The organism is Mycobacterium sp. SA01, assembly GCF_041287105.1.
GTDB lineage: Bacteria > Actinomycetota > Actinomycetes > Mycobacteriales > Mycobacteriaceae > Mycobacterium.
This window is the reverse complement of record NZ_JBGGNO010000008.1, coordinates 63155-85387: the sequence shown is the minus strand read 5'-3', so window position 1 is coordinate 85387 and position 22233 is coordinate 63155. Positions and strand designations below refer to the sequence as shown.

The 22233-nt window shown below is 68.0% G+C and carries 25 protein-coding genes; 12 read left to right on the top strand and 13 right to left on the bottom strand.

Going from position 1 to position 22233, the window contains the following annotated elements; translation table 11 throughout:
- The first annotated feature begins 21 nt into the window (after window positions 1–21).
- Complete coding sequence (locus AB4879_RS01430; RefSeq protein WP_370506120.1) at window positions 22–468, top strand: nitroreductase family deazaflavin-dependent oxidoreductase; 447 nt, start codon at window positions 22–24, stop codon at window positions 466–468.
- A 15-nt stretch (window positions 469–483) separates the two neighbouring features.
- Here AB4879_RS01430 and AB4879_RS01425 read toward each other — a convergent pair whose 3' ends face one another.
- From AB4879_RS01425 to AB4879_RS01405, 5 genes are read right to left on the bottom strand one after another with little or no spacing between them, the layout of a single operon-like run.
- Window positions 484–1308: an ABC transporter permease gene (locus AB4879_RS01425; RefSeq protein ID WP_370506119.1), complete on the bottom strand. Its 825-nt coding sequence runs from the start codon at window positions 1306–1308 to the stop codon at window positions 484–486.
- Window positions 1298–2107 carry an ATP-binding cassette domain-containing protein gene (locus AB4879_RS01420; RefSeq protein ID WP_370506118.1) on the bottom strand — a complete coding sequence of 270 codons (810 nt, stop codon included), beginning with the start codon at window positions 2105–2107 and terminating at the stop codon, window positions 1298–1300. Before AB4879_RS01420 ends, AB4879_RS01425 begins: the two co-directional genes overlap by 11 nt.
- Complete coding sequence (locus AB4879_RS01415) at window positions 2104–2550, bottom strand: MarR family transcriptional regulator (RefSeq protein ID WP_102808443.1); 447 nt, start codon at window positions 2548–2550, stop codon at window positions 2104–2106. Before AB4879_RS01415 ends, AB4879_RS01420 begins: the two co-directional genes overlap by 4 nt.
- Window positions 2551–2576: 26 nt before the next feature.
- Window positions 2577–3077 (bottom strand): metallophosphoesterase, encoded by a 501-nt coding sequence (locus AB4879_RS01410; RefSeq protein ID WP_370506117.1) that lies wholly within the window; start codon window positions 3075–3077, stop codon window positions 2577–2579.
- Window positions 3078–3098: 21 nt separating this feature from the next.
- Window positions 3099–3266: a hypothetical protein gene (locus AB4879_RS01405; protein ID WP_370506116.1), complete on the bottom strand. Its 168-nt coding sequence runs from the start codon at window positions 3264–3266 to the stop codon at window positions 3099–3101.
- 90 nt (window positions 3267–3356) lie between these two features.
- Here AB4879_RS01405 and AB4879_RS01400 point away from each other — a divergent pair, with 90 nt between their 5' ends.
- From AB4879_RS01400 to AB4879_RS01390, 3 genes are read left to right on the top strand one after another with little or no spacing between them, the layout of a single operon-like run.
- Complete coding sequence (locus AB4879_RS01400; protein WP_102808445.1) at window positions 3357–3662, top strand: hypothetical protein; 306 nt, start codon at window positions 3357–3359, stop codon at window positions 3660–3662.
- A 24-nt stretch (window positions 3663–3686) separates the two neighbouring features.
- A complete protein-coding gene (locus AB4879_RS01395) occupies window positions 3687–4901 on the top strand; it encodes a CoA transferase (protein WP_370506115.1) in 1215 nt (404 codons plus the stop codon).
- Complete coding sequence (locus tag AB4879_RS01390) at window positions 4898–5698, top strand: acyl-CoA thioesterase (protein WP_370506114.1); 801 nt, start codon at window positions 4898–4900, stop codon at window positions 5696–5698. Before AB4879_RS01395 ends, AB4879_RS01390 begins: the two co-directional genes overlap by 4 nt.
- Here the strand turns inward: AB4879_RS01390 and AB4879_RS01385 are convergent.
- A complete protein-coding gene (locus AB4879_RS01385; protein ID WP_370506113.1) occupies window positions 5668–6333 on the bottom strand; it encodes a helix-turn-helix domain-containing protein in 666 nt (221 codons plus the stop codon). The genes AB4879_RS01390 and AB4879_RS01385 overlap by 31 nt on opposite strands.
- An 11-nt stretch (window positions 6334–6344) precedes the next feature.
- A complete protein-coding gene (locus tag AB4879_RS01380) occupies window positions 6345–7640 on the bottom strand; it encodes an acyl-CoA dehydrogenase family protein (protein WP_370506112.1) in 1296 nt (431 codons plus the stop codon).
- A gap of 110 nt (window positions 7641–7750) precedes the next feature.
- Between AB4879_RS01380 and AB4879_RS01375 the strand changes: the two genes are divergently transcribed.
- From AB4879_RS01375 to AB4879_RS01350, 6 genes are all read left to right on the top strand, one after another.
- A complete protein-coding gene (locus AB4879_RS01375) occupies window positions 7751–8575 on the top strand; it encodes a magnesium transporter (protein WP_370506111.1) in 825 nt (274 codons plus the stop codon).
- Window positions 8572–9810, top strand: coding sequence for an NRAMP family divalent metal transporter (locus AB4879_RS01370; protein ID WP_370506110.1), 1239 nt, complete (start codon window positions 8572–8574; stop codon window positions 9808–9810). The genes AB4879_RS01375 and AB4879_RS01370 overlap by 4 nt, the downstream gene beginning before the upstream one ends.
- A 385-nt stretch (window positions 9811–10195) precedes the next feature.
- Window positions 10196–10999, top strand: coding sequence for an enoyl-CoA hydratase/isomerase family protein (locus tag AB4879_RS01365; RefSeq protein WP_370506109.1), 804 nt, complete (start codon window positions 10196–10198; stop codon window positions 10997–10999).
- The gene (locus AB4879_RS01360) at window positions 10996–11880 is read left to right on the top strand and encodes an SDR family NAD(P)-dependent oxidoreductase (protein WP_370506108.1); all 885 of its coding nucleotides are present in this window, start codon (window positions 10996–10998) and stop codon (window positions 11878–11880) included. The genes AB4879_RS01365 and AB4879_RS01360 overlap by 4 nt, the downstream gene beginning before the upstream one ends.
- 9 nt (window positions 11881–11889) lie before the next feature.
- Window positions 11890–12495: a GNAT family N-acetyltransferase gene (locus tag AB4879_RS01355; protein ID WP_370506107.1), complete on the top strand. Its 606-nt coding sequence runs from the start codon at window positions 11890–11892 to the stop codon at window positions 12493–12495.
- A 46-nt stretch (window positions 12496–12541) separates the two neighbouring features.
- A complete protein-coding gene (locus AB4879_RS01350; protein WP_370506106.1) occupies window positions 12542–12865 on the top strand; it encodes a hypothetical protein in 324 nt (107 codons plus the stop codon).
- A gap of 235 nt (window positions 12866–13100) precedes the next feature.
- Here the strand turns inward: AB4879_RS01350 and glgX are convergent, their stop codons facing one another.
- The 5 genes from glgX to AB4879_RS01325 form a co-directional block, all read right to left on the bottom strand.
- Window positions 13101–15230, bottom strand: a complete 2130-nt coding sequence (glgX, locus tag AB4879_RS01345; protein WP_370506105.1) for a glycogen debranching protein GlgX — start codon at window positions 15228–15230, stop codon at window positions 13101–13103.
- 100 nt (window positions 15231–15330) lie between these two features.
- Window positions 15331–15756 (bottom strand): hypothetical protein, encoded by a 426-nt coding sequence (locus AB4879_RS01340; RefSeq protein ID WP_370506104.1) that lies wholly within the window; start codon window positions 15754–15756, stop codon window positions 15331–15333.
- Window positions 15753–16496 carry a pyrimidine reductase family protein gene (locus AB4879_RS01335; RefSeq protein WP_370506103.1) on the bottom strand — a complete coding sequence of 248 codons (744 nt, stop codon included), beginning with the start codon at window positions 16494–16496 and terminating at the stop codon, window positions 15753–15755. The genes AB4879_RS01340 and AB4879_RS01335 overlap by 4 nt, the downstream gene beginning before the upstream one ends.
- Window positions 16497–16536: 40 nt before the next feature.
- Window positions 16537–17202, bottom strand: coding sequence for an HAD family hydrolase (locus AB4879_RS01330; RefSeq protein ID WP_370506102.1), 666 nt, complete (start codon window positions 17200–17202; stop codon window positions 16537–16539).
- 87 nt (window positions 17203–17289) lie between these two features.
- Window positions 17290–18000 (bottom strand): TetR family transcriptional regulator, encoded by a 711-nt coding sequence (locus AB4879_RS01325; protein WP_370506143.1) that lies wholly within the window; start codon window positions 17998–18000, stop codon window positions 17290–17292.
- Window positions 18001–18070: 70 nt separating this feature from the next.
- Between AB4879_RS01325 and AB4879_RS01320 the strand changes: the two genes are divergently transcribed.
- Both AB4879_RS01320 and AB4879_RS01315 read left to right on the top strand, forming a co-directional pair.
- Window positions 18071–19117: a ferredoxin reductase gene (locus AB4879_RS01320; RefSeq protein ID WP_370506101.1), complete on the top strand. Its 1047-nt coding sequence runs from the start codon at window positions 18071–18073 to the stop codon at window positions 19115–19117.
- A gap of 16 nt (window positions 19118–19133) precedes the next feature.
- The gene (locus AB4879_RS01315; RefSeq protein ID WP_370506100.1) at window positions 19134–20231 is read left to right on the top strand and encodes a fatty acid desaturase; all 1098 of its coding nucleotides are present in this window, start codon (window positions 19134–19136) and stop codon (window positions 20229–20231) included.
- Here AB4879_RS01315 and AB4879_RS01310 read toward each other — a convergent pair whose 3' ends face one another.
- Window positions 20232–22142: an ArnT family glycosyltransferase gene (locus tag AB4879_RS01310; RefSeq protein WP_370506099.1), complete on the bottom strand. Its 1911-nt coding sequence runs from the start codon at window positions 22140–22142 to the stop codon at window positions 20232–20234.
- Between the last annotated feature and the right edge of the window lie 91 nt (window positions 22143–22233).

Here is a 22233-nt window from a genome sequence, read left to right as displayed (position 1 = left end):
CGCCATCTCGTCGTTGTTGGTATGACCAATCCACAACCACCGCGTTGGCTCAAGCCGATGAACCGCGTCATGATGGCCGTGCAGAAAATCGGGCTGCATACCGGGCCTGCCTACGTACTGACCGTCCCCGGTCGGAAATCGGGAAAGCCGCGCAGCACCCCGATGACACCGTTCGAATACGACGGCGGTCTGTACACCGTCGCCGGATATCCCGGGGCGGACTGGGCGCGCAACGCGAAGGCGGCCGGCGCCGGGACGCTGAGCCGCGGGCGGAGTTCCCGCCAGGTCACGATCGTCGAACTCGGCGCCGAGGAAGCGAAACCGGTGCTGCGGGCGTTCCCCGAACAGGTGCCGGTCGGAGTGATGTTCGCCAAACGCTCCGGCCTGGTGCGTGACGGCACGCCCGACGAATTCGAGGCGTTGGCAGGCACACTCGCGGTCTTCCGTTTCGATCCGCCCCAAACGTGACGCTGGGCGCGAAAGCTAGCGGACCAGCCTGCGTAGCAGCGCCGACGCCGCCGCGATACCGAGCACCGCCGCCAGCGCGAGCACGGCGAGGTCGAGCCACGGATGCGCCGACGGAATGCCCACCAGCAGCAGCCGAAGTGAATCCACTTCGTAGGACAGCGGATTGATTCGCGACAACCAGCGCAGCCACTCCGGCATCACCGCCACCGGGTAGAGCGCGTTCGAGGCGAAGAACAACGGCATGGTGATCGCCTGCCCGATGCCCATCAGCCGGTCCCGGTTGCGTACCAGCCCGGCCAATGTCATTGACAGGCATGCGAAGAACGCCGACCCGAGCATCACCACACCCATCGCCGCCACGATCCGCAACGGGTTGTGCGTCATCCCGATGCCCATCAGGTAGGCCAACACCAGGACCCCGATCACCTGCGCGACCGACCGCACACCCGCGGCGAACGCCTTGCCCGTCACCAACGCCGACGCCGGCGCCGGGGTCACCATCAGCTTGGCCAGGATCCCGGCATCCCGATCCCAGATGATCTGGATGCCGTAGAAAATCGAGATGAACAGCGCCGACTGGGCGATGATCCCGGGCGCCAGGAATTCCAGATACGGCACCGAGCCGGTATCGATGACGTGTAGCCGGTTGAACGTCGTCCCGAAGATCAACAGCCACAACGCCGGCTGCACCGTGCGGGTCAGCAGCTCGGTGCGGTCGTGGCGCAGTTTCTGCAACTCGACCCAGGCGAACGTCTGCATCCGGGCGGCCATGCTGGGCACCCGTCGCCAGCCGCGGGGTGCCCGAAGCAGCCGGGTGCCTGCCGTGGAATCAACCGGCATTGCGCGCCGCCTTCCGTCCGGCCCGGATCCCGCCGAGGCCGTTGTGCTCCACGGTGTCGTCGAGCCCCGACCCGGCGTAATGGCGGAACACATCCTCCAGGGATGCCTGGGGGCCGACTTTCGTCTTGAGTTCGGCCGGCGTGCCCACCGCCCGCAGCCGTCCGTGGTGCATCAGTGCCACCCGGTCGCAGAGCACGTCGGCTTCTTCCATGTAGTGGGTGGTCAGCAGGACGGTCATGCCGAACTCCTGTTGCATGCTGTGCACCTGGTCCCAAACACTGTCGCGGGCAATGGGATCCAGGCCCACGGTGGGTTCGTCGAGGATCAGCAGCGACGGCTGGTTAACCAGGGCCTGGGCCAGCTCGAGCCTGCGGACCATGCCCCCGGAGTAGGTGTTGGCCAGCCGGTTGGCGACGTCGACCAGTTGCATCGCCGCCAGTGCCTCGTCGACCCGTCGCTTGCGCACCGCGCGCGGAACGTCGTAGAGCCGGGCGAACCATTCCACGTTCTGCCTGCCGGTCAGTGCGGGTTCGATCGAAAGTTGTTGAGGCACATAGCCGAGGTTGTATCGGATGTCCATGGTGTCGCGTCGCGAGTCGAGTCCGAAGATGTGGACCTGACCGTGCTGAACCGGAGTCAGTGTGGTCAGAACGCGAACGACGGTGGTCTTGCCTGCTCCGTTGGGGCCCAGTAGGCCGACCGTTTCGCCGGGTTGTACCTGCAACGTCAGATCGTCGACGGCGGTGAAGTCGCCGTAGCGGTGGGTCAGGTGCCGGCAGTCGATCGCGGGTGCGGTCATGGTCGCTTCTCCTGCAGGGTGGCGGTCAGGGCGGCGAGCACTCGCATGCCCTCGGCCAGGGCTCGGGCGTCGTCGTCGTCGAGCTCATCGAGGGCGTCGGCCAGGGCCGCTCTTCGTGCGGCCCGCGAGGCGTCGGCGAGCTTCTGCGCCGGTGGGGTGAGGGTCAGGCGGCCGACCCGGCGGTCGTCGGGGTCGGGGGTGCGCGTCAGCAGTCCGTCGGATGACAGCTTCGACACCAGCGTGGACGCGGTGTTGGCGGCCAGCCCGAGCTCGGTGGCGGCCGCGCTGACCGAGATCCCCGGCTGCCGTCCGACCAGCCGCAATAGCTCGGCCTGCGATTCGGTCAGTCCGGCGAAGGAGGCACCGGCGGTTCGGCGGACCGTGCGCCGGAACCGGCCGACGGTGCCGAACAGCTCGGCGACGAGATCGGTGCGGAGGGTCACCCCACCAACTTAACTCTGTTTCAGAGCTAAGTCTTCTCGATCCGGTGTTGTTGCACGTCGGCCAACACTCCCGACCGGGTCACCACCGTCATGTACGTGCAGAACGGCTGGCGACGGCGATCGGTCGGCGAGCCGGGGTTCAGCAGCCGCAGTCCGGTCTTGGTGGTGGTATCCCACGGGATATGGCTGTGGCCGAACACCAGCACATCGGTGTGCGGATACTGTTGCGCCATCCGGGCTTCCCGACCCGATGCCGCCCCGGTTTCGTGCACGACGGTGAAGCGCAGACCATCCAACGTCACGTCGTTGCGTTCAGGTAGCCGCGACCGCAGCTCTGGCCCGTCGTTGTTGCCCCAGCAGGCGATCAGACGGCGAGAGCGCGCCGACAACTCGTCGAGCAAGCCCACCTCGACCCAGTCACCGGCGTGGATGACGACGTCGCACTGCTCGACCTCGTGCCACACCTGTGCGGGCAGATCGCGGGCGCGCTTGGGAATGTGAGTGTCGGCCAACAGCAGCAGACGCATGGATCGATCCTTGCACGAACCTCAGCCCTCGCTGCGCGCCTCCGCTCCGGTCTCGCCGGCGTCGAACGTGTCGTCGGGACCGGTCTCGCCGACATAGCTGCCGTCGTCGCCGTCCTTGCCGGCCCGCGACGACGCCACCTTCGGGTCCTCGTGGACGTCCTCTTCGCTCTTGTCAGTAGGTTCCGTCATCAGGCCGGGTTACCCCATTGATTGAGCGCTTACGCCGCATATTTCACCTGGATGCCGAACGTGAGCGCTCATTCAACGCTTTACGCTGGGATGACTATGGACAGCGACGACGTCGAGAAGAGCTGGCACGACCCGGCAACCTTCCGCGCTGCGGTGATCTACGTCGTATCCGTCGTCGCGGTCGCTGCCGTGGCGTTCGCGGCGACCGTGCTCTGGCACTCGCTGATCGCGGGCGTGCTGGTTCCGGTGATCCTGTTCACCGGTGGTGTCGGTGCGTTCATCAAGACCTATCGGGTGTGGCGAACCGAGGGCACCTGGCCGATCTGGCAGGGCGCGGGCTGGATCCTGCTGGCCCTGTTCCTGTTCTGCCTGGGTGTCCCCGTCGGGGTGTGGTGAGCGGGTCACCGCCATACTCGTCAGGTGACTGATACCCCTGACCTGCCGTTGGCCGGTGTCCGCATCGTCGAGATCTCCAGCTTCGTGGCAGTTCCGCTGGCCGGTATGACGCTGGCCCAACTGGGCGCCGAGGTCATCCGTGTCGACCCGGTCGGCGGCGCGGCCGACTACAAGCGCTGGCCACTGACGGAGGCCGGGGACAGCATCTATTGGGCGGGCCTGAACAAGAGCAAGCGCTCGGTCGCCGCCGACATGCGCTCGGAGAAGGGACAGCGGCTGGTCGCCCGGCTGATCGCCGACGCGGGTGTATTGATCACCAATGTTGCCGGGCGGCAATGGCATTCCTACGACGAGCTGAGCGCTGTCCGCCCCGACCTCATCCATCTGGAAGTGGTCGGCCGTGGCGACGGGTCCACCGGGGTGGACTACACCGTCAACGCCGCCACCGGATTTCCTCTCGTCACCGGCTCGCCGAGCCAGGGCGGTCCGGTGAACCACGTGCTGCCTGCCTGGGACGTCAGCTGCGGTCTGTATGCCGCGCTCGCGATCCTGGTAGCCCTGCGGCGCAGGGATGCGACGGGGGCGGGCAGCCGCATCCGGCTTCCGCTCGACGACGTCGCACTGGCCACCGCGGCAAACCTCGGCTTCCTCACCGAGCCGATGGTCAACGGCACCCAGCGGCCGCGTCTGGGCAATGCGATCTACGGCCAGTACGGCCAGGACTACACCAGCAGCGACGGCGCCACCTTCATGCTGGTCGCGCTGACCAACCGGCACTTCCGTGACCTCACCGAGCTCACCGGGACGACGAAAGCCGTTGCCGCCGTTGCCGAAGCGCTGGGTGCCGACTTCGCCGACGAGGGTCAGCGCTACGAGCACCGGGCGGTGCTGACCGGCCTGTTCGCGCCGTGGTTCCGAAGCCACACCGCCGACGAGGTGAGCGCGGCGCTGTCGGCCAGCTCGGTGCTGTGGGACCGCTACCTCGACTTCGCCGAAGTCGCGAAGGACCCGCGGGTGACGGCTAATCCGTTGTTCAGCGCAGTGGAGCAGCCCAGGATCGGCACCTACCTGGCACCGGGGCTGCCGATGTCGGTCGACGGTGCACACGTAGCCGCTCAGCCCGCGCCCGCGCTCGGTGATGACACCGCGGCCGTGCTGACCGAGTTCGGGCTCACCGACGACGAGATCACCGAGCTGGTCGAATCCGGCACTGTGACAACGGGAACCGGTCCCGCGTGAGCACGCTGTCGCGGCTGCTGAACGTCACCGCCGACGGAGCCGGTGTGTTCGTGGGCGAGGCGAGCGGACCGCCGGACAAACGCGCCTACGGCGGCCACCTCGCCGCACAGGCGATGGCCGCGGCCTGCCACACCGTCGATGCCGACAAGGCGCCGACCAGCCTGCACGTCCAGTTCCTGCGCGGCGGGGACGCGGGTGCGCCGGTCCACTACGAGGTCGACCACGTCTACGACGGCCGCACCACGGCGTCGCGGCGGGTGCTGGCCCGCCAGGATGGGCGGCTGCTGACCACCGCGACCATCTCGTTCTCCGCCGCGGCGGACGGTCCCGAGCACGCGGCACAGGCGACAACGTCCGGTGATCCCGAGCAACTGCCCGCCACCGGTCCCATCGGCCCGGCGCCGTCACTGCCGCTCGACGAGATCGACATCCGCACCGACGATGACCGCAGCACAGGCGAATTCGTGCGCCGGCTGTGGTGGCGAGTCACCGTGCCGCTGGACGGTCCGGCATGGCTGGGCGCCTGCGCGGCGGTCTACGTCACCGATATCTACGGCATCGATCCGGTACTGCAGGTGCACGGCCACTCGATGGTCGACCGCAGCCACCGCACCGCGACCACCGACTCGTCCATCTGGTTCCACCGGCCGATCGACGCCGGGCAATGGAATCTGCTGGAATCGCGCTCCCCGGCCGCCGCGCGGGGGCGCGGTCTGGTGACGTTGAACCTCTACGACGCCGACAAGGTGCTGACCGCCACCCTGGTTCAGGAAGGGCTGGCGATCGTCCGGTCTTGAGGACGCGACCGGCGAGCCTGCCGCTCCGTCGCCAACGCCCGGGTCTCGTCGGACAACGGCGCGCCCAGCATCGCGGCGACGGTGTCGACCAGATGACTGATGAACAGCCGGTCGTCGGCGTGCGGCGCGGTGGCCGCGCGGCGCCCCAACTCCACCGCGGCGTAGACCAGCGCACCCAGCCGCGGGTGCAGGGTGACAGCCACCGGATCGAGCATCGGCTCCAACAAGGCGCGCCAGCGTTGCAGGCTGCCGGAGCGCCCGGTCAGGTCGAACGACGGCACCGGCCGGTTCAGCAGGTCGGCGTGGACGCGCAGGAACGCCGGGCCGCCGTCGGGGTCGGCCAGCTTGGCGGCCAGCGGGCGGACCAGCGCCGAGGCCATCGCCCGCATCGACGGCGTGGCCTCGCCCTCGATGCCGTCCAGCAGGGCATCTCGGCGCGCGTCGACGACCGGCAGGTGCTTGTCGGCGATCGCCGCGAGCACCCCGGCGCGGTCGGTGAAGTGGTACTGCACCGCCATCACATTGCGGGCACCCGCCTCGCGGGCGATCTCCCGCAGGCTGACCGCGTCGACGCCACGCTCGGCGAACAACCGCTCGGCGGTTGCCACCAGATTGGCCGACGTGTCGGCGGCCATTCAGCGCGCCATCACAGCTGGGCGACCTCGTGTTCGAGCAGTTCGGCCAGCTTCGCCTGGGCAGCGGCACGCCGGGTCGGGATGTGCTGCGACGGGAACAGGGTGTGGACCGGCTCGTACTCCTTGAGTGTGCGGCGCGCGACGGTCAGCTTGTGCACCTCGGTCGGACCGTCGGCGATCGCCAGCGATTCCGCGCCCACCAACATCTTCACGAACGGCATCTCGTCGGAAACACCCAGTGCCCCATGCAGATGCATGGCCCGCTGCACCACGTCGTGCAACACCTGCGGCATCGCGACCTTCACCGCGGCGATGTCCCGGCGCACCTTCTGGTAGTCGTGGTACTTGTCGATCTTCCACGCGGTGCGCAGCACCAGCAGCCGGAACTGTTCGATCTGGATCCAGCTGTCGGCGATCTTCTCCTGCGTCATCTGGTAGTCGCCGAGGGGACCGCTGCGGGTCTGACGCGACACCGCCCGCTCACACATCATGTCGAATGCCTTGCGGGCCAGCGCGATCGTGCGCATGGCGTGGTGCACCCGGCCGCCGCCGAGCCGGGTCTGCGCGATCGCGAACGCCTGCCCCTCACCACCGAGCACGTGGTCGGCAGGCACCCGGACGTCGTTGTAGCGGATGTAGCCATGGCCGGCGCGGTCGTCGGACTCGCCGCCGACGCCGACGTTGCGGATGATCTCGATACCCGGGGTCTCGGCCGGCACGATGAACAGCGACATCTTCTGATGCGTGCGGGCCTCCGGATTGGTCACCACCATGACGATGAAGAAGCTGGCGTTGCGGGCATTGGAGGAAAACCACTTCTCGCCGTTGATGACCCACTCGTCCCCGTCGCGCTCGGCATGGGTGGTGAACAGGCCGGGATCCGAACCACCATGCGGCTCGGTCATCGAGTAGCACGACGAGATCTCGCCGTCGAGCAGCGGCTGCAGGTAGCGCTTCTTCTGTTCCTCGGTGCCGAACATCGCGAGGATCTCGGCATTACCGGAGTCCGGCGCCTGTGAGCCGAAAACCGAAGGCGCCCAACGTGAGCGGCCGACGATCTCGTTGAGCAACGCCAGCTTGACCTGGCCGTAGCCCTGGCCGCCGAGCTCCGGGCTCAGGTGCGCCGCCCACAGCCCCTGCTCGCGGACCGCCTGCTGCAGGGGACGCAGCACCCGCAGCACCTGGGGATTGGTCTTCTCGTACGGGTCCAGCGGGGCGAAGTCCAGCGGCTCGAGCTTGTCCTGCATGAACTCCTCGACCCAGTCGAGCTTCTTCTGGTACTCGGGGTCGGTTTCGAAATCCCACATGGTGACGTCCTCGGATCGGCAGCGTTAAGGCGCCGCGATCATAACTTCATGCATCTGCATTAATCAATGACCGGCGATCACCGGCCCACCGGATCAGGCATGCTTCCAGCGTGCTGTTGCTCAGCCGGATCGCCGGCCAGGACGTGCGGGCGGCCGGTGACCGGGTCATCGGCCGACTCGCTGACCTGACCGTGCTCCTCAGCCAGCCGTCGGGACGCCTTCTCGTCGAGCGGTTACTGATCACCCGCCGCCGGGAGCCCCCGCTGCTGGTGCCGTGGGACCAGGTGATCAGCTTCGAGCGCGACAAACTCACGATCGCCGGGGACGTCCAGAACGCCGACTTCGAGCTGCGTGAGCACGAGATCCGGCTGGTGCGAGACGTACTGGACACCCAGGTCGTCGACGTGGTGGGGCAGCGGGTGGCCCGCGTCGCGGACGTGGTGCTGGCGCGAACGGAGGCCCACCGCCTCGAACTGGTCGGTGTGGAGGTGGGTTTCGGCGCGGTGTTGCGGCGCCTGCGGCTGGAACCGCTCGGTGTGCGCGTCGGTCGCGACATCGTCGACTGGGCTGACCTCCACCTGACCTCCGAACGCGGCCACGCAGCCCAGCTCGCCTGCCGGCGCTCGGCCGTGCACCGCCTCGACGCCCGCGGCCTGGCGGCACTGGTCAGCCGGGTGGACACCGAATCGGCCACCGAGATACTCGCGGTCAGAGGTCCCCGGCTGGCCGCCGACGTCGTCCGCGCCGCCCATCCGTCGGTGGCTGAACGCGTCCTGCGCGCGATGCCGGGCGCGCACGCCGCCCAGATCGTGGCGGCCATGTCCGACGAGCACGCCGGGCGGTGGCGCGAACGACTCAGGCATGCTCCCGGCCGGCACTTTCTGCGCTCGCGGGTGTGGCCGCGGCGCCGGCACCTCGGTGACGTGACGTCATGACCGCGGCGGCCCGCACCACCACCAGGGTCGGCGCACTGCTCGCCGTCCTCGGCCCCGGACTGCTGGCCGGGCTGTCCGACGACGATCCGGCCGGTATCACCACCTATTCAGTGCTCGGTGCCGACCACGGCTACCAGCTGCTGTGGGTGCTGCTGCTGTCCACCGTCGCGCTGATCGTCTTCCACAGTCTGGCCGCCAGGATGGGGGTGGTCACCGGTCAAGGGTTGATCGGGTTGGTACGGCAGCGCTACGGCGTCCGGGTGGGCGCAGCCATCCTGGCCGCCCTGGTGATCGCCAACGTCGGAACCACCTGCGCCGAATTCGCCGGTATCGCAGCAGGATTCGAACTCTTCGGCCTCAGTCGATACATCAGTGTTCCCGCCGCGGCGGTCGCCGTCTCGCTGCTGGTGCTGCGCGGCAGCTTCCACCGCGTCGAGCGGCTGCTGCTGGCGTTGTCCACAGTCTTCCTCGCCTACGTCGCGTCCGGATTCCTGGCCAAACCCGACTGGGGGGCTGCACTGCACGGGACGTTCGTGCCGACGATGCCGATGACCGGACCGGCGATCGCAATCGTGACGGCCACGCTGGGCACCACGCTGGCGCCGTGGGGGTTGTCGTTCATGCAGTCCTACGCCGTCGACAAGAAACTCCGCACCGACGACCTCCCGCTGGAGCGGGTGGACGTGATCACCGGCGCGGTGCTGACCGGTGTCATCGGGTTCTTCGTGGTGGTCGCCTGCGCGGCGACCCTGCACCGTGACGGGCGCGGCATCAACGACGCCGCCGATGCCGCGGTCGCCCTGCAACCGCTGGCCGGTGAGGCGGCGGGCACGTTGTTCGCCGTGGGACTGATCGGCGCGGCGTTCCTGGCCGCCTCCATCCTGCCGCTGTCCACCGCCTACGCCGTCTGCGAATACGCCGGCGTGGAGGCCGCGATCGACGATCCCTACCGCGAGGCCCGCACGTTCTATCTGACGTACGGGATCGTCACCGTGCTCGGCGCCGTCATCGTCCTGGCCCCCAACGCCCCGCTGGTACCGATCCTCATCGGTACCCAGGTGCTCAACGCGGTGCTGCTGATTCCGCTGATGGTCGCGATGATCGGGCTGGGCCGCGACCGTGAACTCATGGGCCGGTTCGCGATGCGCCGTTCCGGGACGATCGTCTACAGCGTCACCACGGTCGTGGTCGTGGTCTGTGTGGCGGCACTGGGCATCACGACGGCCTTCGGCTGACAGCAGGCGAGCCTCGCTGCCGGAGCCGACGGGGCAGCGTGCGCGGTCGAGGCGACAGGCCCCCCATGGCCACCGTTGCCGGTGTGCCGGCAGCACCCCTCGCGCCGTCGCCACCCGTGTCGCCTGCGCCGCGACTGTCGCCGCCCCGCCGCTGCTCACCTACCTGCACACCCGCCGCGCAGACGCGCTGCCTCGATGCTTGGACTGGTGAGCCCCTCCAGTCCCCGGATACCCCGTGTGGTATCCCAGATCATCGACGCTATGTCGGTGGCATCAGGTGTGGGCACAGTCGGCAGTCACTGGCAGCGAGGGACATTTGTCCCCGGCGACGGTGTCGAATGACTCGCCTCACGGGCCCATCGCGCGGGTATGTCAGGATCGCCGCGTGAGCAACGACGCCACGACAGTCGCGCTCGACGTCGACGACTCCGGCGTCGCCCTGATCACTCTGGACGGCCCGGAACGGCTCAACGCGTTCTCCGCCGACACCGCCCGCCAACTCGGCCAGGCCTATCGCCGGTGCGACGCCGACGATGCCGTCCGCGCCGTGGTGGTCACCGGCGCAGGCCGGGCATTCTGTGCCGGGGCCGACATGACCGCCGCCGCTGCGGCGTTCGACGCCCCCGACGAGGGCTTCAGCGCCTCGCCCATCCAGCCGCCGGCCTGGCGGGTGCGCAAGCTGGTGATCGCTGCGATCAACGGCCCGGCGATCGGCATCGGGCTGACCCTGGCGCTGCAATGCGACATCCGGCTGGTCGCCGAGGACGCCAAGCTCGCGATCCCGCAGGTGCGCCGCGGCATGATCGGCGACTGCGCCGTGCACGCCACCCTCAAGCGCGCCGTCGGCCTGGCCGTGGCCGCCGACATCCTGCTCACCGGCCGCACGTTCACCGGCCGGGAGGCGGCCGCCCTCGGGATCGCCAGCCGCGCGCTCCCCTCCGGCGAGGTGCTGCCGGCCGCGCTGGAGCTCGCCCGCGACGTGGCGCTGGCCGCCAACCCGGCCTCGGTGGCATACAGCAAGCGACTGCTGTGGACTGAGACCGACCTCGACGCGGTGGCCGACGAGGAGACTACGGTGCACCTGAAATTGATGGGCGGCCCGGACGCGGCCGAGGGCCCGGCCGCCTGGCGGGAGAAGCGGCCCCCGGTGTGGCGGTCCACGGCCGGCGAGACGGGAGACCCCGCATGACCACCACGGCCGAGGTTCTCTCCGGAGTCGATCTGACCGGCCGGACGGTCGTCATCACCGGCGCCTCGACCGGCCTGGGGCTGCAGACCGCCTGGGCCATGCAGTCCGTCGGCGCCGAGATCGTCGCGGCGGTACGCGATCTGGACAAGACCCGCTCGGTGATCGACTGCGAGACCGTGCACCTCGAACTCGGCGACCTGCGTTCGGCGCGCGCCGCGGCCGAGGCGATCGCCACCCGTCACGACCGCATCGACGTGCTCATCAACAACGCCGGGGTGATGGCCCCGCCACTGACCCGCACCGTGCAGGGCTACGAAATGCAGGTCGGCACCAACCATCTCGGTCACTTCGTGCTCACCACCGGACTGGCTGACCGCTTTGGGGACGGCACGCGCATCGTCAACCTCAGCAGCCGCGGACACCAGCTCGGCGGGATCCGATGGGATGACCCGAACTACGACGACGAGAGCGCCTACGACAAGTGGCAGGCGTACGGGCAGAGCAAGACCGCCAATGTGCTGTTCACCGTCGAATCGGAACGGCGGTGGGGACCGCTGGGCGTGCATTCGTTCGCCGTGCATCCCGGGGTGGTGTTCACCGATCTGGCCCGGCACATGACCCGCGACGATTTCCGTGCGGGCGGCACGCTGGCCAACCTCGAGGTGACCGACGTCGAGCACGGAGCGGCGACCACGGTGTGGGCGGCCACCAGCCCCGAACTCGACGGGCGGGGCGGTCTTTATCTCGAGGACTGCCACGTTGCCGACGCGATGGTCGACGGTGTCGAGGGCGGGTACGCGCCCTGGGCGGTCGACCCCGGGCAGGCCGCCCGGTTGTGGGAGTGGTCTGCGCGCCAGGCCACGCTTAATTTGGGTGACTAACCTGCAGTGGTGCCCATCGACGTCCGTCCCGCCCGCAAGGCTGACATCCCGGCTTTGGCGCGGGTCCTGGGTCGGGCGTTTCACGACGACCCGGTGATGGCGTGGGTGCAACCCGACGTCGAGCGGCGCAAGGCTGCACTGCCCGGAATGTTCAGCGCCCTGACCCGCCACCACTTCCTGGCCGGTCGTGGCACCGAGGTGGCAGTATTCGACGACGGGATCGCGGCAGCCGCGCTGTGGGATCCGCCCGGCCGGTGGCAGCAGTCGCCGCGCGAACAGCTGGCGATGCTGCCCGGCGTCATCCGCGCCTTTCGCGGCCGGCTGGCCGCCGGGCGGGCGGTGACCGACCTGATGAAAGAGCACCATCCGGAGGAGCCGCACTGGTACCTGGGCGTCATCGGCAGCGACCCCAGCGTGCGTGGTGGCGGGTTCGGTCACGCGCTGATGTGCTCGCGGCTGGATCGCTGCGACGCCGAATACGCTCCCGCCTACCTCGAGTCCAGCAACCCCGACAACATTCCGTACTACCAACGGTTCGGTTTCGAGGTGACCGGGGAGATCACGCTGCCCGAAGGCGGCCCGTCATTGTGGCCGATGTGGCGCGCAGCGCGATGACACCGCGGGCGGTTTAACCGTCCCGGCAGCCGGGCAGCCCGTCGGCATGACCAATCCAGCCGACTTCGCAGATGACAGTGGCCCCGGCGACACCCTGAGCGGCTCGGAGTCGCTCGACTCCGACGAGGTGCGCAACAGCGACGGCGACGATGTTGTGGACCCACCTGAAGGATGGAGTGGGGCAACCAAGTTCGGCATCACAGCGCGGGAGGAACGCGAGGGCGAGTCGTTGGACGCCCGGCTCAGCGAAGAAGAGCCCGACGTGATCGCCGACATCGAGACGGACGACACCGCCTCGGATCGGGCGCATCGCGGCCAGATCAGCGGGACCCCCGAAGACGGTGACTCGCTGTACCCCCTTGTGGACTGAGTTGTGGACTGACGACCCCTGGCGCCGCGGGCGTGCCGTAACCGCTTCACGTTAAGCGGAATTGACATCTGCGGCGATCTCGCCTGAACGTTTGCTGAGTGCCGGAAAATCTTGAATTCAAGTTGGTGAAAACTGCGCATCGCGCGTTCCCCATTGTGATAATCGGGCCAGCGGTGCTTCGGACCATGGCGGTCCCCCGGAGGGGAGGGGATCGGCCATGGTCCGTTCGCTTTTCCTACTCCGCTGCGCGCAGCACCACCATCGAGCGGGACTCGACTCGCACCGGTGTGGCCGCTTTCACCACCGCCGCTTCGTCGATCTCGCCTGCCCCCGCCGACGTGTTGACGACAGGTTGCCAAGCCTTACCAAACTCGGCCGGCGGCAAGACGAATTCGATCGGTTCGTGGTGGGCGTTGAAGCACAGCACGAAGGAGTCGTCGGAGACGCGCTGCCCGCGGGCATCACGATCGGGTATGCCGTGGCCGTTGAGGTATACAGCCACCGACTTGCCGAAGCCCGAATCCCAGTCCTCGTCGTTCATCTCCGAACCGTCCGGGCGGAACCAGGAGATGTCCGGCAGGCCTTCGCTGCCCCGGCGCCGCACCGGTCGGCCGTTGAAGAACCGCCGCCTGCGAAACACCGGATGGGCCGCGCGAAGTGCCGACACCGAGGCCGTGAACTCCAGCAGCTCGTCGTCGGCCGAATCCCAGTCGATCCAGGTGATCTCGTTGTCCTGGCAGTAGCCGTTGTTGTTGCCGCCCTGGGTCCGGCCCAGCTCGTCGCCGTGGCAGATCATCGGAACGCCCTGGGACAAGATCGTGGTGGCAATCAGGTTGCGCTGCTGGCGATTACGCAGCTCGTTGATCTCCGGATCGTCGGTCGGTCCCTCCGCCCCGCAATTCCACGACTTGTTGTTGCTCTCGCCGTCGTTATTATCCTCGCCGTTGGCCTCATTGTGTTTCTCGTTGTAGGACACCAGGTCTCGCAACGTGAAGCCGTCGTGGGCGGTGACGAAGTTGATCGACGCGACCGGTCGGCGGGCGGTGTGCTCGTAGAGGTCGGCCGAGCCGGTCAGCCGGGAGGCGAATTCGCCGAGGCTGGCGTCTTCGCCGCGCCAGAAGTCGCGGACGGTGTCGCGGTACTTGCCGTTCCACTCCGTCCACTGCGGCGGGAAGTTACCCACCTGGTAGCCGCCGGGCCCGACGTCCCACGGCTCGGCGATCAACTTCACCTGACTGACGGTCGGATCTTGTTGCACGAGTTCGAAGAACGCGCTCAGGCGGTCGACGTCATAGAACTCGCGGGCCAGGGTTGAGGCGAGGTCGAACCGGAAGCCGTCCACGTGCATCTCGGTCACCCAGTACCGCAGCGAATCCATGATCAACTGCAGCGAGTGCGGATGCCCGACGTTGAGACTGTTGCCGGTGCCGGTGTAGTCCATGTAGTAGCGCTTGTCGTCATCGACGAGCCGGTAGTAGGCGGCGTTGTCGATGCCGCGGAAGGACAGCGTCGGCCCCATGTGGTTGCCTTCCGCGGTGTGGTTGTACACCACGTCGAGGATCACCTCGATCCCGGCTTCGTGCAGCGTGCGAACCATCGCCTTGAATTCCTGCACCTGCCCACCGGGCGTCGAGCTGGCCGAGTACTTGCTGTCCGGGGCGAAGAACCCAATTGTGTTGTAGCCCCAGTAGTTCGACAGGCCTTTGTCGATCAGGGTGGAGTCGTTGGCGAAGTGGTGCACCGGCATCAACTCGATGGCCGTGGCGCCGATCGCATTCAGGTGGTCGATGATCGCCGGGTGTGAGATCGCCGAGTACGTCCCGCGAATGGCGTCCGGAATGTCGGGATGGGTTTGCGTCAGGCCTTTGACGTGCGCCTCGTAGATGACGCTGTCGGCATACTCCCGCTGCGGGGGCCGGTCGACACCCCAGTCGAAGTACGGGTTGATGACGACCGATTTGGGCATGCTCGCGGCCGAGTCGTCGTCGTTGCGGCTGTCGGGTTCGCCGAAGTTGTAGCCGAACAGCGACTGGTTCCAGTCGAAATGACCGTCGATGGCTTTGGCGTACGGGTCCAGCAGCAGCTTGTTGGGATTGCAGCGGTGCCCTTCGGCCGGATCATGCGGGCCGTGCACCCGGTAGCCGTAGCGCTGGCCCGGTTCGATGCCAGGCAGAAACCCGTGCCAGACGAATCCGTCGACCTCGGGCAGGGCGATACGTGTCTCGGCACCGTCTTCCTCGAACAGGCACAACTCCACCCGCTCGGCCACTTCGGAGAACACCGCGAAGTTTGTGCCGTAGCCGTCGTAGGAGGCGCCCAGCGGGTAGGCCTTACCCGGCCATACCTCAGTTGCAGCGTTGGTCACGTGGGACTCCCTAAATAGGCGGGTGGACTGTGGCGTGTACCCCGCAATGGGTCGCGCCAAATCAGTCGGAACAGGTTTGTGACAGGGGTGACAAGGTACGTCACGGAACAGCTTCGTGGCCGGGCCGGCCGCTGGTCCGGCGGCGCTCCTTCATCTCGGCTTCGAACACGTGGCGGTGCCCGCCCATCAGCTGATCACGTACGGCGCGCTCGCGTTCGCGCAGCACCGACCAGTAGTCGTCGTCGAATTCCTCGACGATCTGGAACGTCCAGCGGCCGTGGAGCACATTGCGGCCGACCATCTCCTCGGTCAGGCTGTCGGCGATGTCGGCGTGACCGGCACCGCGCAGCTTGTCGCAGGCCTCGCCGAGCAGCAGGTCGGCGTGGCCCATCAGCTGGTGAAAGGAGTACAGGTGGCCGCGGGCGCGCTCCACGTACTCCAGCGCCTCGGACAGCGATCCGACCGCCTCCACCGTGTCGTCGTCGACGCCCTCTGGCCGACGGCTCAGTAATTCGTCGCCGCTCATGTACCGACCTGCCTCTCCTGGTCCCGCACGTAACGCAGATAGACGTAGTTCTCGAGGGTCACCGCATGGCCCAGCGTAAGGCGGGCAGGAACCGCGAGCGCCGGGCCGCCCGGCCGGGCGGTGGTGGTGCTCGCGACCAGCGTGGGCGAGACCGTCAGGCACATCTCGTCGACCAGATCGCCCGCGACCAGCTCGTCGAGCAGGGTGGGGCCGCCCTCGCACAAGATTCGGCGCATGCCCCGGGCGTGCAGGGTGCGCAGCGCGGACTCCAGGTTGACCGCGCTGTCACCGGCGATCAGCAGGTCGGCGTGCTCGGCCAGCCGCGGGCGTTCGCGGGCGGCGACCGCGGTGGTGATCAGGATGGGCCGTTGGCTGGGCTCGGCGAACAATGATGCCGGGACGCGGCCGGTGTGGGTGACCACCGCGATCGGCGGGACGACGTCGGTGCCCCAGCGCTCCCGGCGTTCGGCCACCTGAGCGGCGGTCAATCGCACCGGGCCATATCCTTCGGCGCGCACGGTGCCCGCGCCGACGAGCACGACATCGGCGTAGCCGCGCAACGCGAGCAGCAGGCTCTGGTCGTTGGCGTCCGAAAGCGGACCGGCCACACCGTCGAACGCCGCGGCGCCGTCGAGCGACATGATCATGTTCGCGCGCAGCCCGTCGGGCGGATCGCGGTAGAGCGCTACCAGTTCTTCCGGTGCGGTGGCCCGTTTCGGCTGTTGCACCGCCTGAGTCATGGGCAGTCTCTACCCGGCCGTGGATGGGGCAAAACCCACCTCAGAGCAGGGCGGCGATGGGTGAACTGTCGAGGTTGTCGAGCAACTCCCGGACGTCGTCGAAGATGGCTGCGGCGCCGGCCTTTTCGAGTTCACCTCTGCCCACGCCGCCGGACAGCACCGCGATGCACGGCACTCCTGCGCGGGCACTGGCCTCGACGTCCCAGACGGTGTCGCCGACGAACACCGCCCGCTGCGCCGGCACCCCGGCCTTGTCCAGCGCGACATTGACGATGTCCGGGCGGGGCTTGGCCTCCTCGACGTCCTCGGACGAGGTGATGGCCGACACGAGGTCGTCGCACCCCAGCGTTTTGCGCAGCAGGGCCAGCTCGTTCTCCGGCGCAGAGGTCGCCAGCACCACCTGCAGGCCCAGGTCGGCAACCCGCTTCAGCAGTTCGCGCGCCCCGGGCAACGCGGTCAGCAGATCGGCGCCGGCCTCGTAGTGGCGGGTGTGAGAGTCCTTGAGACGCTTCTGCGCATCGTCATCGGCGCCGTTGGACAGCTCCTCGACCATGGTGGACCCGTCCATGCCGATCGAGCGGTGGACATGCCAGGCCTGGACCGGAAGCCCGACCTCATGGAAGGCCTGCTGCCAGGCGTGGACGTGAAGGTAGTTCGAGTCGACGAGGGTGCCGTCGATGTCGAAGAGCACTGCGGGCTTGTCCATGGGCGTGGTGTACCCGGTTTTGCGGATGGCTCGGCTTCGCGAGATTGAACTGGCGCGGCACGCTACTCGCACGTTCCGCGCGTGAGTTCACTCTCGCGTGTCCGGTTCGTCATCCTCGTCGACGACCGGCGCCGGCTCCCAGGCGTTGACACCGATCGTGATCATCCGCAGCTGCTTGACCGCCGTGCGTTTGATCTCGTCGAGCGCGGCCGCGTCATGGGCGTCCTCGATGGCCTCGGCGATGATGATCATCGAGTTCACGAACAGGCTGGCCAGGATGTTGAGGTCCTCGGTGCTCCACTCGTTGAGCCCGGGGAACCGGGCAAGGTCGGTGGCCAGCTCGGAGGTGATCAGCCGGATCTCGGTGCGGATCGCGTAGCGCAGCACCGTCACACCGCTGGAGCGTTCGCGCCCGATGAAGCGCCAATGCTCGCGCTGCTCGGCCACCCCGGCGACCAGGATGTCGACCGTCGACTCGATGACACGGTTCGGGTCCAGCTTGCCCGCGCGGGCACTGCGCAACATCTCGCGCAGGGTGCGGAACGACTCGTCGATGAGCACCAGTCCGAGGGCGTCCATCGATTCGAAGTGGCGGTAGAACGCGGCAGGCACAATCCCGGCCTCGCGGGTGACCTCACGCAGGCTCAGACCGCTGAAGCTGCGCTCGTCGAGGAGCTTCAGCGCGGCCGCGATGATGGCCCGGCGGGTGGCCTCTTTGCGCTCTTCCCGCGATGGTGTGTCGCGGGAACGTGACTTCCCTGAACGCTCACGACGTGAGCTGGGCGTACGACTGTTCACCGGTGTGAACCCTACCACAGACTGGTCCGATTCCTTGACGACGTGCACTTTCACGACCCAGAGTGTACACATGTTCACTCAAACTTTGACCCAGAAGGTGCTCCGTTCGCCGCTGGTCGATCTGCTCACCGGCCCGCATGGCGTGGACCGCTACACCGAGCTGGTGAACCCGACCTGGACCACCGACGCCCGGGCCCGGGTGGTCGACGTACGTCGCTCCACGCCGCGCAGCGTCACTCTGCTCCTCGACCCCAACTCGGCCGTCACCGGCTACCGCGCCGGCCAGCACCTGAACCTGACGGTGGAGATCGACGGCCGTCGCCACACCCGCTGCTATTCACCGGCCAGCGCCGAGGGATCACCGCTGATCGAATTGACGATCGGATCCCACGACGGGGGCCTGGTGTCCAACCACCTCTACCGGCACGCCCGCCCCGGCATGGTGGTCGACCTGTCCGACCCCGCCGGCGACTTCGTGCTCCCCGAGGTCAGGCCCCGCCGCATCCTGTTCGTCTCCGGCGGCAGTGGCATCACCCCGGTGATGTCCATGCTGCGAACCCTTCACGCCGAGGGCTTCGACGGCGAGATCGCCTTCGTCCACTACGCCCGCACGCCGGCGGAGGCCTGCTACCGAGCCGAACTGGCCGCCACCGGTGTCCGGGTGCTGCACGGCTACACCCGCGCGCCGGGCGGCGAGCTCGACGGCCGCTTCGGCCCCGAGCACCTCGGCGTCGCGATGCCCGATCCGGACGCCGTCTACGTGTGCGGGCCGCCCGCACTGGTCGCGGCGGTGCGCGAACACTGCCCGAACGCGTTGTCGGAGAGCTTCGTCCCGGTGCCCTTCGTCGTCCCCGACGCACCGTCGGGCGGCCGAATCAGCTTCCGGGACAGCGGTATCGACGCCCAGGATGACGGGCGTCCCCTCCTGGACCAGGCCGAGGACGCCGGACTGAACCCGACCAGCGGATGCCGAATGGGCATCTGCCACACCTGCACTCGCCGCAAGCATCGCGGCGCCGTGCGCAACCTGACCACCGGAGCGGTCTCCACCGCCGACGAGGAGGACGTGCAGATCTGCGTGTCGGTGCCTGTCGGTGACGTCGAGATCGCGCTCTGAGCAGAAAGGGACGACCATGAACACCCAACACATCACACTGACCCGCGAGCAGGCCGACGAGTTCGGCCGTGAACTCGACGCCATCAAGGAACGGGTGATCGCCGACCTCGGCCAGACCGACGTCGACTACATCCGCCGGGTCATCAAGGCTCAGCGCGCCATGGAGATCGGCGGCCGCGCGCTGCTGATGGCCGGCATCTTCCCGCCGGCCTGGCTGGCCGGCACCGCGCTGCTGGGGATCTCGAAGATCTTGGACAACATGGAGATCGGCCACAACGTCATGCACGGGCAGTACGAGTGGACCGGCGACCCGGCCCTGCGCGGCCGCACCTTCGAGTGGGACACCGCGTGCCCGGCCGACCAGTGGCGGCACTCGCACAACTACTCCCACCACACCTTCACCAACATCGTCGGCATGGACCGCGACATCGGCTACGGCATCCTGCGGATGAGCCCGGATCAGCCGTGGCGGCCCTACTATCTGGGCAATCCGGTGTACGCCTTCCTGCTGATGGTGCTCTTCCAATACGGCGTCGCGCTGCACGAGCTGGAGGCCGACCGCATCCGTTCCGGCGAGATCTCGATCGCGGACAAGCGCGACATCGCCAGTGAAATCTGGCGCAAGACCCGTCGCCAGCTGCTCAAGGACTACGTGGCCTTCCCGCTGCTGGCCGGGCCGATGGCGCCGTTCGTGTTCACCGGCAACATGACCGCCAACCTGATCCGCAACGTGTGGTCGTACATGATCATCTTTTGCGGCCACTTCCCGGACGGCACACAGGAATTCACGGTCGAAGAGACCCGCAACGAGTCACGGGGCCAGTGGTACTTCCGGCAGGTCCTCGGCTCGGCCAACCTGACCGGCGGCAAGCTGTTCCACCTGTTGTCGGGCAACCTGTCCCACCAGATCGAGCACCATCTGTTCCCGGATGTGCCTGCGCGCCGCTACGCCGAGATGGCCCCGCACGTCCGCGAGGTGTGCGAGCGCTACGGCATCCCCTACAACGCGGGACCGCTGCCCAAGCAGTTCGCCACCGTGGTGCGCAAGATCGTCAAGCTGGCACTGCCCACCCGCCAGCGCAGTGCGCAGACCGCACTGGTCGAGGCGGCCTGATCACTTGGGCCGGGACAGGTCGTAGACGTCGTCGTCGCCGACCTGGGTGACCGGGAACGTCGCGCTCACCCAGTCGGTGATGCCGGTGTGGTTGCGGTTGATGCCCGGCCACCCGCCGGCCCGGCCCCGCCAGTCCCGCTCGACGATGTAGTAGGCCACCTTGCCCGCAGCCACATCCGCCTTGAACTGGCCCAGACTCGGGGCGGGATCACTGCCGAGGAACCCGCCGATGGCCATCACCGCTGTGCCGGTGGACAATTCGAGTCCTGCAGCGGCCGACGAGCCGGAGATCGCCGCCGACCACTGCGTGGTGGTCGCGCGTAGCAGTGCGTCCAGTTTCGGATTGTCCTTCGACACACCGAACCCTGCTCCGAACCCGGTCGTCGATCGGACCGGGCCAACCGTCGGCCCGCCACCGCGATGCGGAGCGCCGAGTGTGGCGACGGCGTAGGCGGTCGGCCCGGCCAAGACGGCCACCACACCAACTACCGCCGCGGCCATCGTGACCCGGCGCCACCGCGGCGCCGACAGGGCGAGTGCGGCGGCGGCCAGCACGGTGACGACCAAGACCGTCCACCGCAGAGCGGGCAACCAGTCCTCGTTTCGGCCGAGCACCCACCAGCTCCAGACACCCGTCACCGCGATCAGCCCCGTCAATCCGGCTCGGCCGAACCAGGTTTGTCTGCGGATCCACATCTGTTGTGCGCCAATGGCAGCCGTGCCGGCCACCGCCGGCGCCAGCGACAGGCAGTAGTACGGGTGCACCATGCCCTTCATATAGCTGAGCACCACACCGTCGATCACCAGCCAGCTGCCGAACAGCATGACGCCGGCCCGAACCGGGTCGGTGCGCGGCGCACGACCGCGGGCGATCAGCGCGAGAACCAGACTGAGCAGGGCTGCCGGGATCAACCAGCCGATCTCGAAACCGAACTCGCCCGCGAACAGCCGGCCCAGACCCTCCTTCTGATTGCCCATGCCGCCGAAGCCGCCCAGGTGTCGGAGCTCGTCGCCGGCCGAATTGCCGAGCGGATCGCCAGGCCCGAAATTCATGTGATTGCGGCCGAGCACGCGCGCGAATCCGTTGTAACCCAGCACCAGATTCATGAAGTTGTCATCGGTCGACCCGGCGATGTAAGGCCGCGACGACGACGGCCACACCAGGGTCAGGATCACGAACCAGCCCGCCGACACCACGAAAGCCGCCGCGGCGCCCAGCAGATGCTGCAGCCGGGTGCGCAGCGGCGTCGGTGCCGCGATCAGGTAGGCCAGGCCCACCGCGGGGGCGATCATCAGGCCTTCCAGCATCTTGGCCAGGAATGCGAACCCGAGCGCGACACCCGCCCACGCCAGCCACTTGCCCCCTGCCCGCTCGAGCGCGCGCACGGTGCAGTACGCCGAGGCCATCATCAGCAGCACCATCGCGGCGTCGGGGTTGTTGAACCGGAACATCAGCGCGGCGACCGGGGTCAGCGCCAGCGCGGCACCGGCCAGCAACCCGGCCCGCGGGCCGCAGATGCGCGCGACCGCGGAGTAGAGCAGCCACACCGTCGCCACGGCCATCAGTGCCTCGGGTATCAGCATGCTGGCGCTGCTGAAGCCGAACAGCTGACCGGACAGGCCCATCACCCACTGCGACACCGGGGGTTTGTCGACGGTGATGAAGTTGGCCGAGTCGAGCGACCCGAACAGCAGCGCCTCCCAGTTCTTGGAGCCGGCCTGTGCGGCGCCTGCATAGAACTGGTTGCCCATTCCGTTGACGGTGATGTTCCACAGGTACATGACCGTGGTCGAGGCGAGCAGCACCATCAGCCCGATGCGGTCCCGTCGCGACGGGCTGGTCACCGCGGGTGCGACTTCGGCGGAATCCTGCGGTGCTTCGGCCGGAAACGTCGTTGTCACAACGCCCATTGACCCATCTGCGGCTGACGGTTGACTGAAAGGACGCTGCGAGCGCCGTAGCCGATCCGGCATCTGACTGTTATCGGCCGCTGCTCGTCCG

Bases quoted from the DNA above. Each gene is read 5' to 3' on its own strand.
- AB4879_RS01425 (WP_370506119.1), bottom strand. From the start codon at position 1,308: ATGCCGGTTGATTCCACGGCAGGCACCCGGCTGCTTCGGGCACCCCGC.
- AB4879_RS01335 (WP_370506103.1), bottom strand. From the start codon at position 16,496: ATGACTCAGGCGGTGCAACAGCCGAAACGGGCCACCGCACCGGAAGAA.
- AB4879_RS01400 (WP_102808445.1), top strand. From the start codon at position 3,357: ATGACTATGGACAGCGACGACGTCGAGAAGAGCTGGCACGACCCGGCA.
- AB4879_RS01315 (WP_370506100.1), top strand. From the start codon at position 19,134: ATGAACACCCAACACATCACACTGACCCGCGAGCAGGCCGACGAGTTC.
- AB4879_RS01430 (WP_370506120.1), top strand. From the start codon at position 22: ATGACCAATCCACAACCACCGCGTTGGCTCAAGCCGATGAACCGCGTC.
- AB4879_RS01310 (WP_370506099.1), bottom strand. From the start codon at position 22,142: ATGGGCGTTGTGACAACGACGTTTCCGGCCGAAGCACCGCAGGATTCC.
- AB4879_RS01360 (WP_370506108.1), top strand. From the start codon at position 10,996: ATGACCACCACGGCCGAGGTTCTCTCCGGAGTCGATCTGACCGGCCGG.
- AB4879_RS01340 (WP_370506104.1), bottom strand. From the start codon at position 15,756: ATGAGCGGCGACGAATTACTGAGCCGTCGGCCAGAGGGCGTCGACGAC.
- AB4879_RS01370 (WP_370506110.1), top strand. From the start codon at position 8,572: ATGACCGCGGCGGCCCGCACCACCACCAGGGTCGGCGCACTGCTCGCC.
- AB4879_RS01405 (WP_370506116.1), bottom strand. From the start codon at position 3,266: ATGACGGAACCTACTGACAAGAGCGAAGAGGACGTCCACGAGGACCCG.
- AB4879_RS01380 (WP_370506112.1), bottom strand. From the start codon at position 7,640: ATGTGGGATTTCGAAACCGACCCCGAGTACCAGAAGAAGCTCGACTGG.
- AB4879_RS01320 (WP_370506101.1), top strand. From the start codon at position 18,071: ATGTTCACTCAAACTTTGACCCAGAAGGTGCTCCGTTCGCCGCTGGTC.
- AB4879_RS01420 (WP_370506118.1), bottom strand. From the start codon at position 2,107: ATGACCGCACCCGCGATCGACTGCCGGCACCTGACCCACCGCTACGGC.
- AB4879_RS01385 (WP_370506113.1), bottom strand. From the start codon at position 6,333: ATGGCCGCCGACACGTCGGCCAATCTGGTGGCAACCGCCGAGCGGTTG.
- AB4879_RS01350 (WP_370506106.1), top strand. From the start codon at position 12,542: ATGACCAATCCAGCCGACTTCGCAGATGACAGTGGCCCCGGCGACACC.
- AB4879_RS01410 (WP_370506117.1), bottom strand. From the start codon at position 3,077: ATGCGTCTGCTGCTGTTGGCCGACACTCACATTCCCAAGCGCGCCCGC.
- AB4879_RS01330 (WP_370506102.1), bottom strand. From the start codon at position 17,202: ATGGACAAGCCCGCAGTGCTCTTCGACATCGACGGCACCCTCGTCGAC.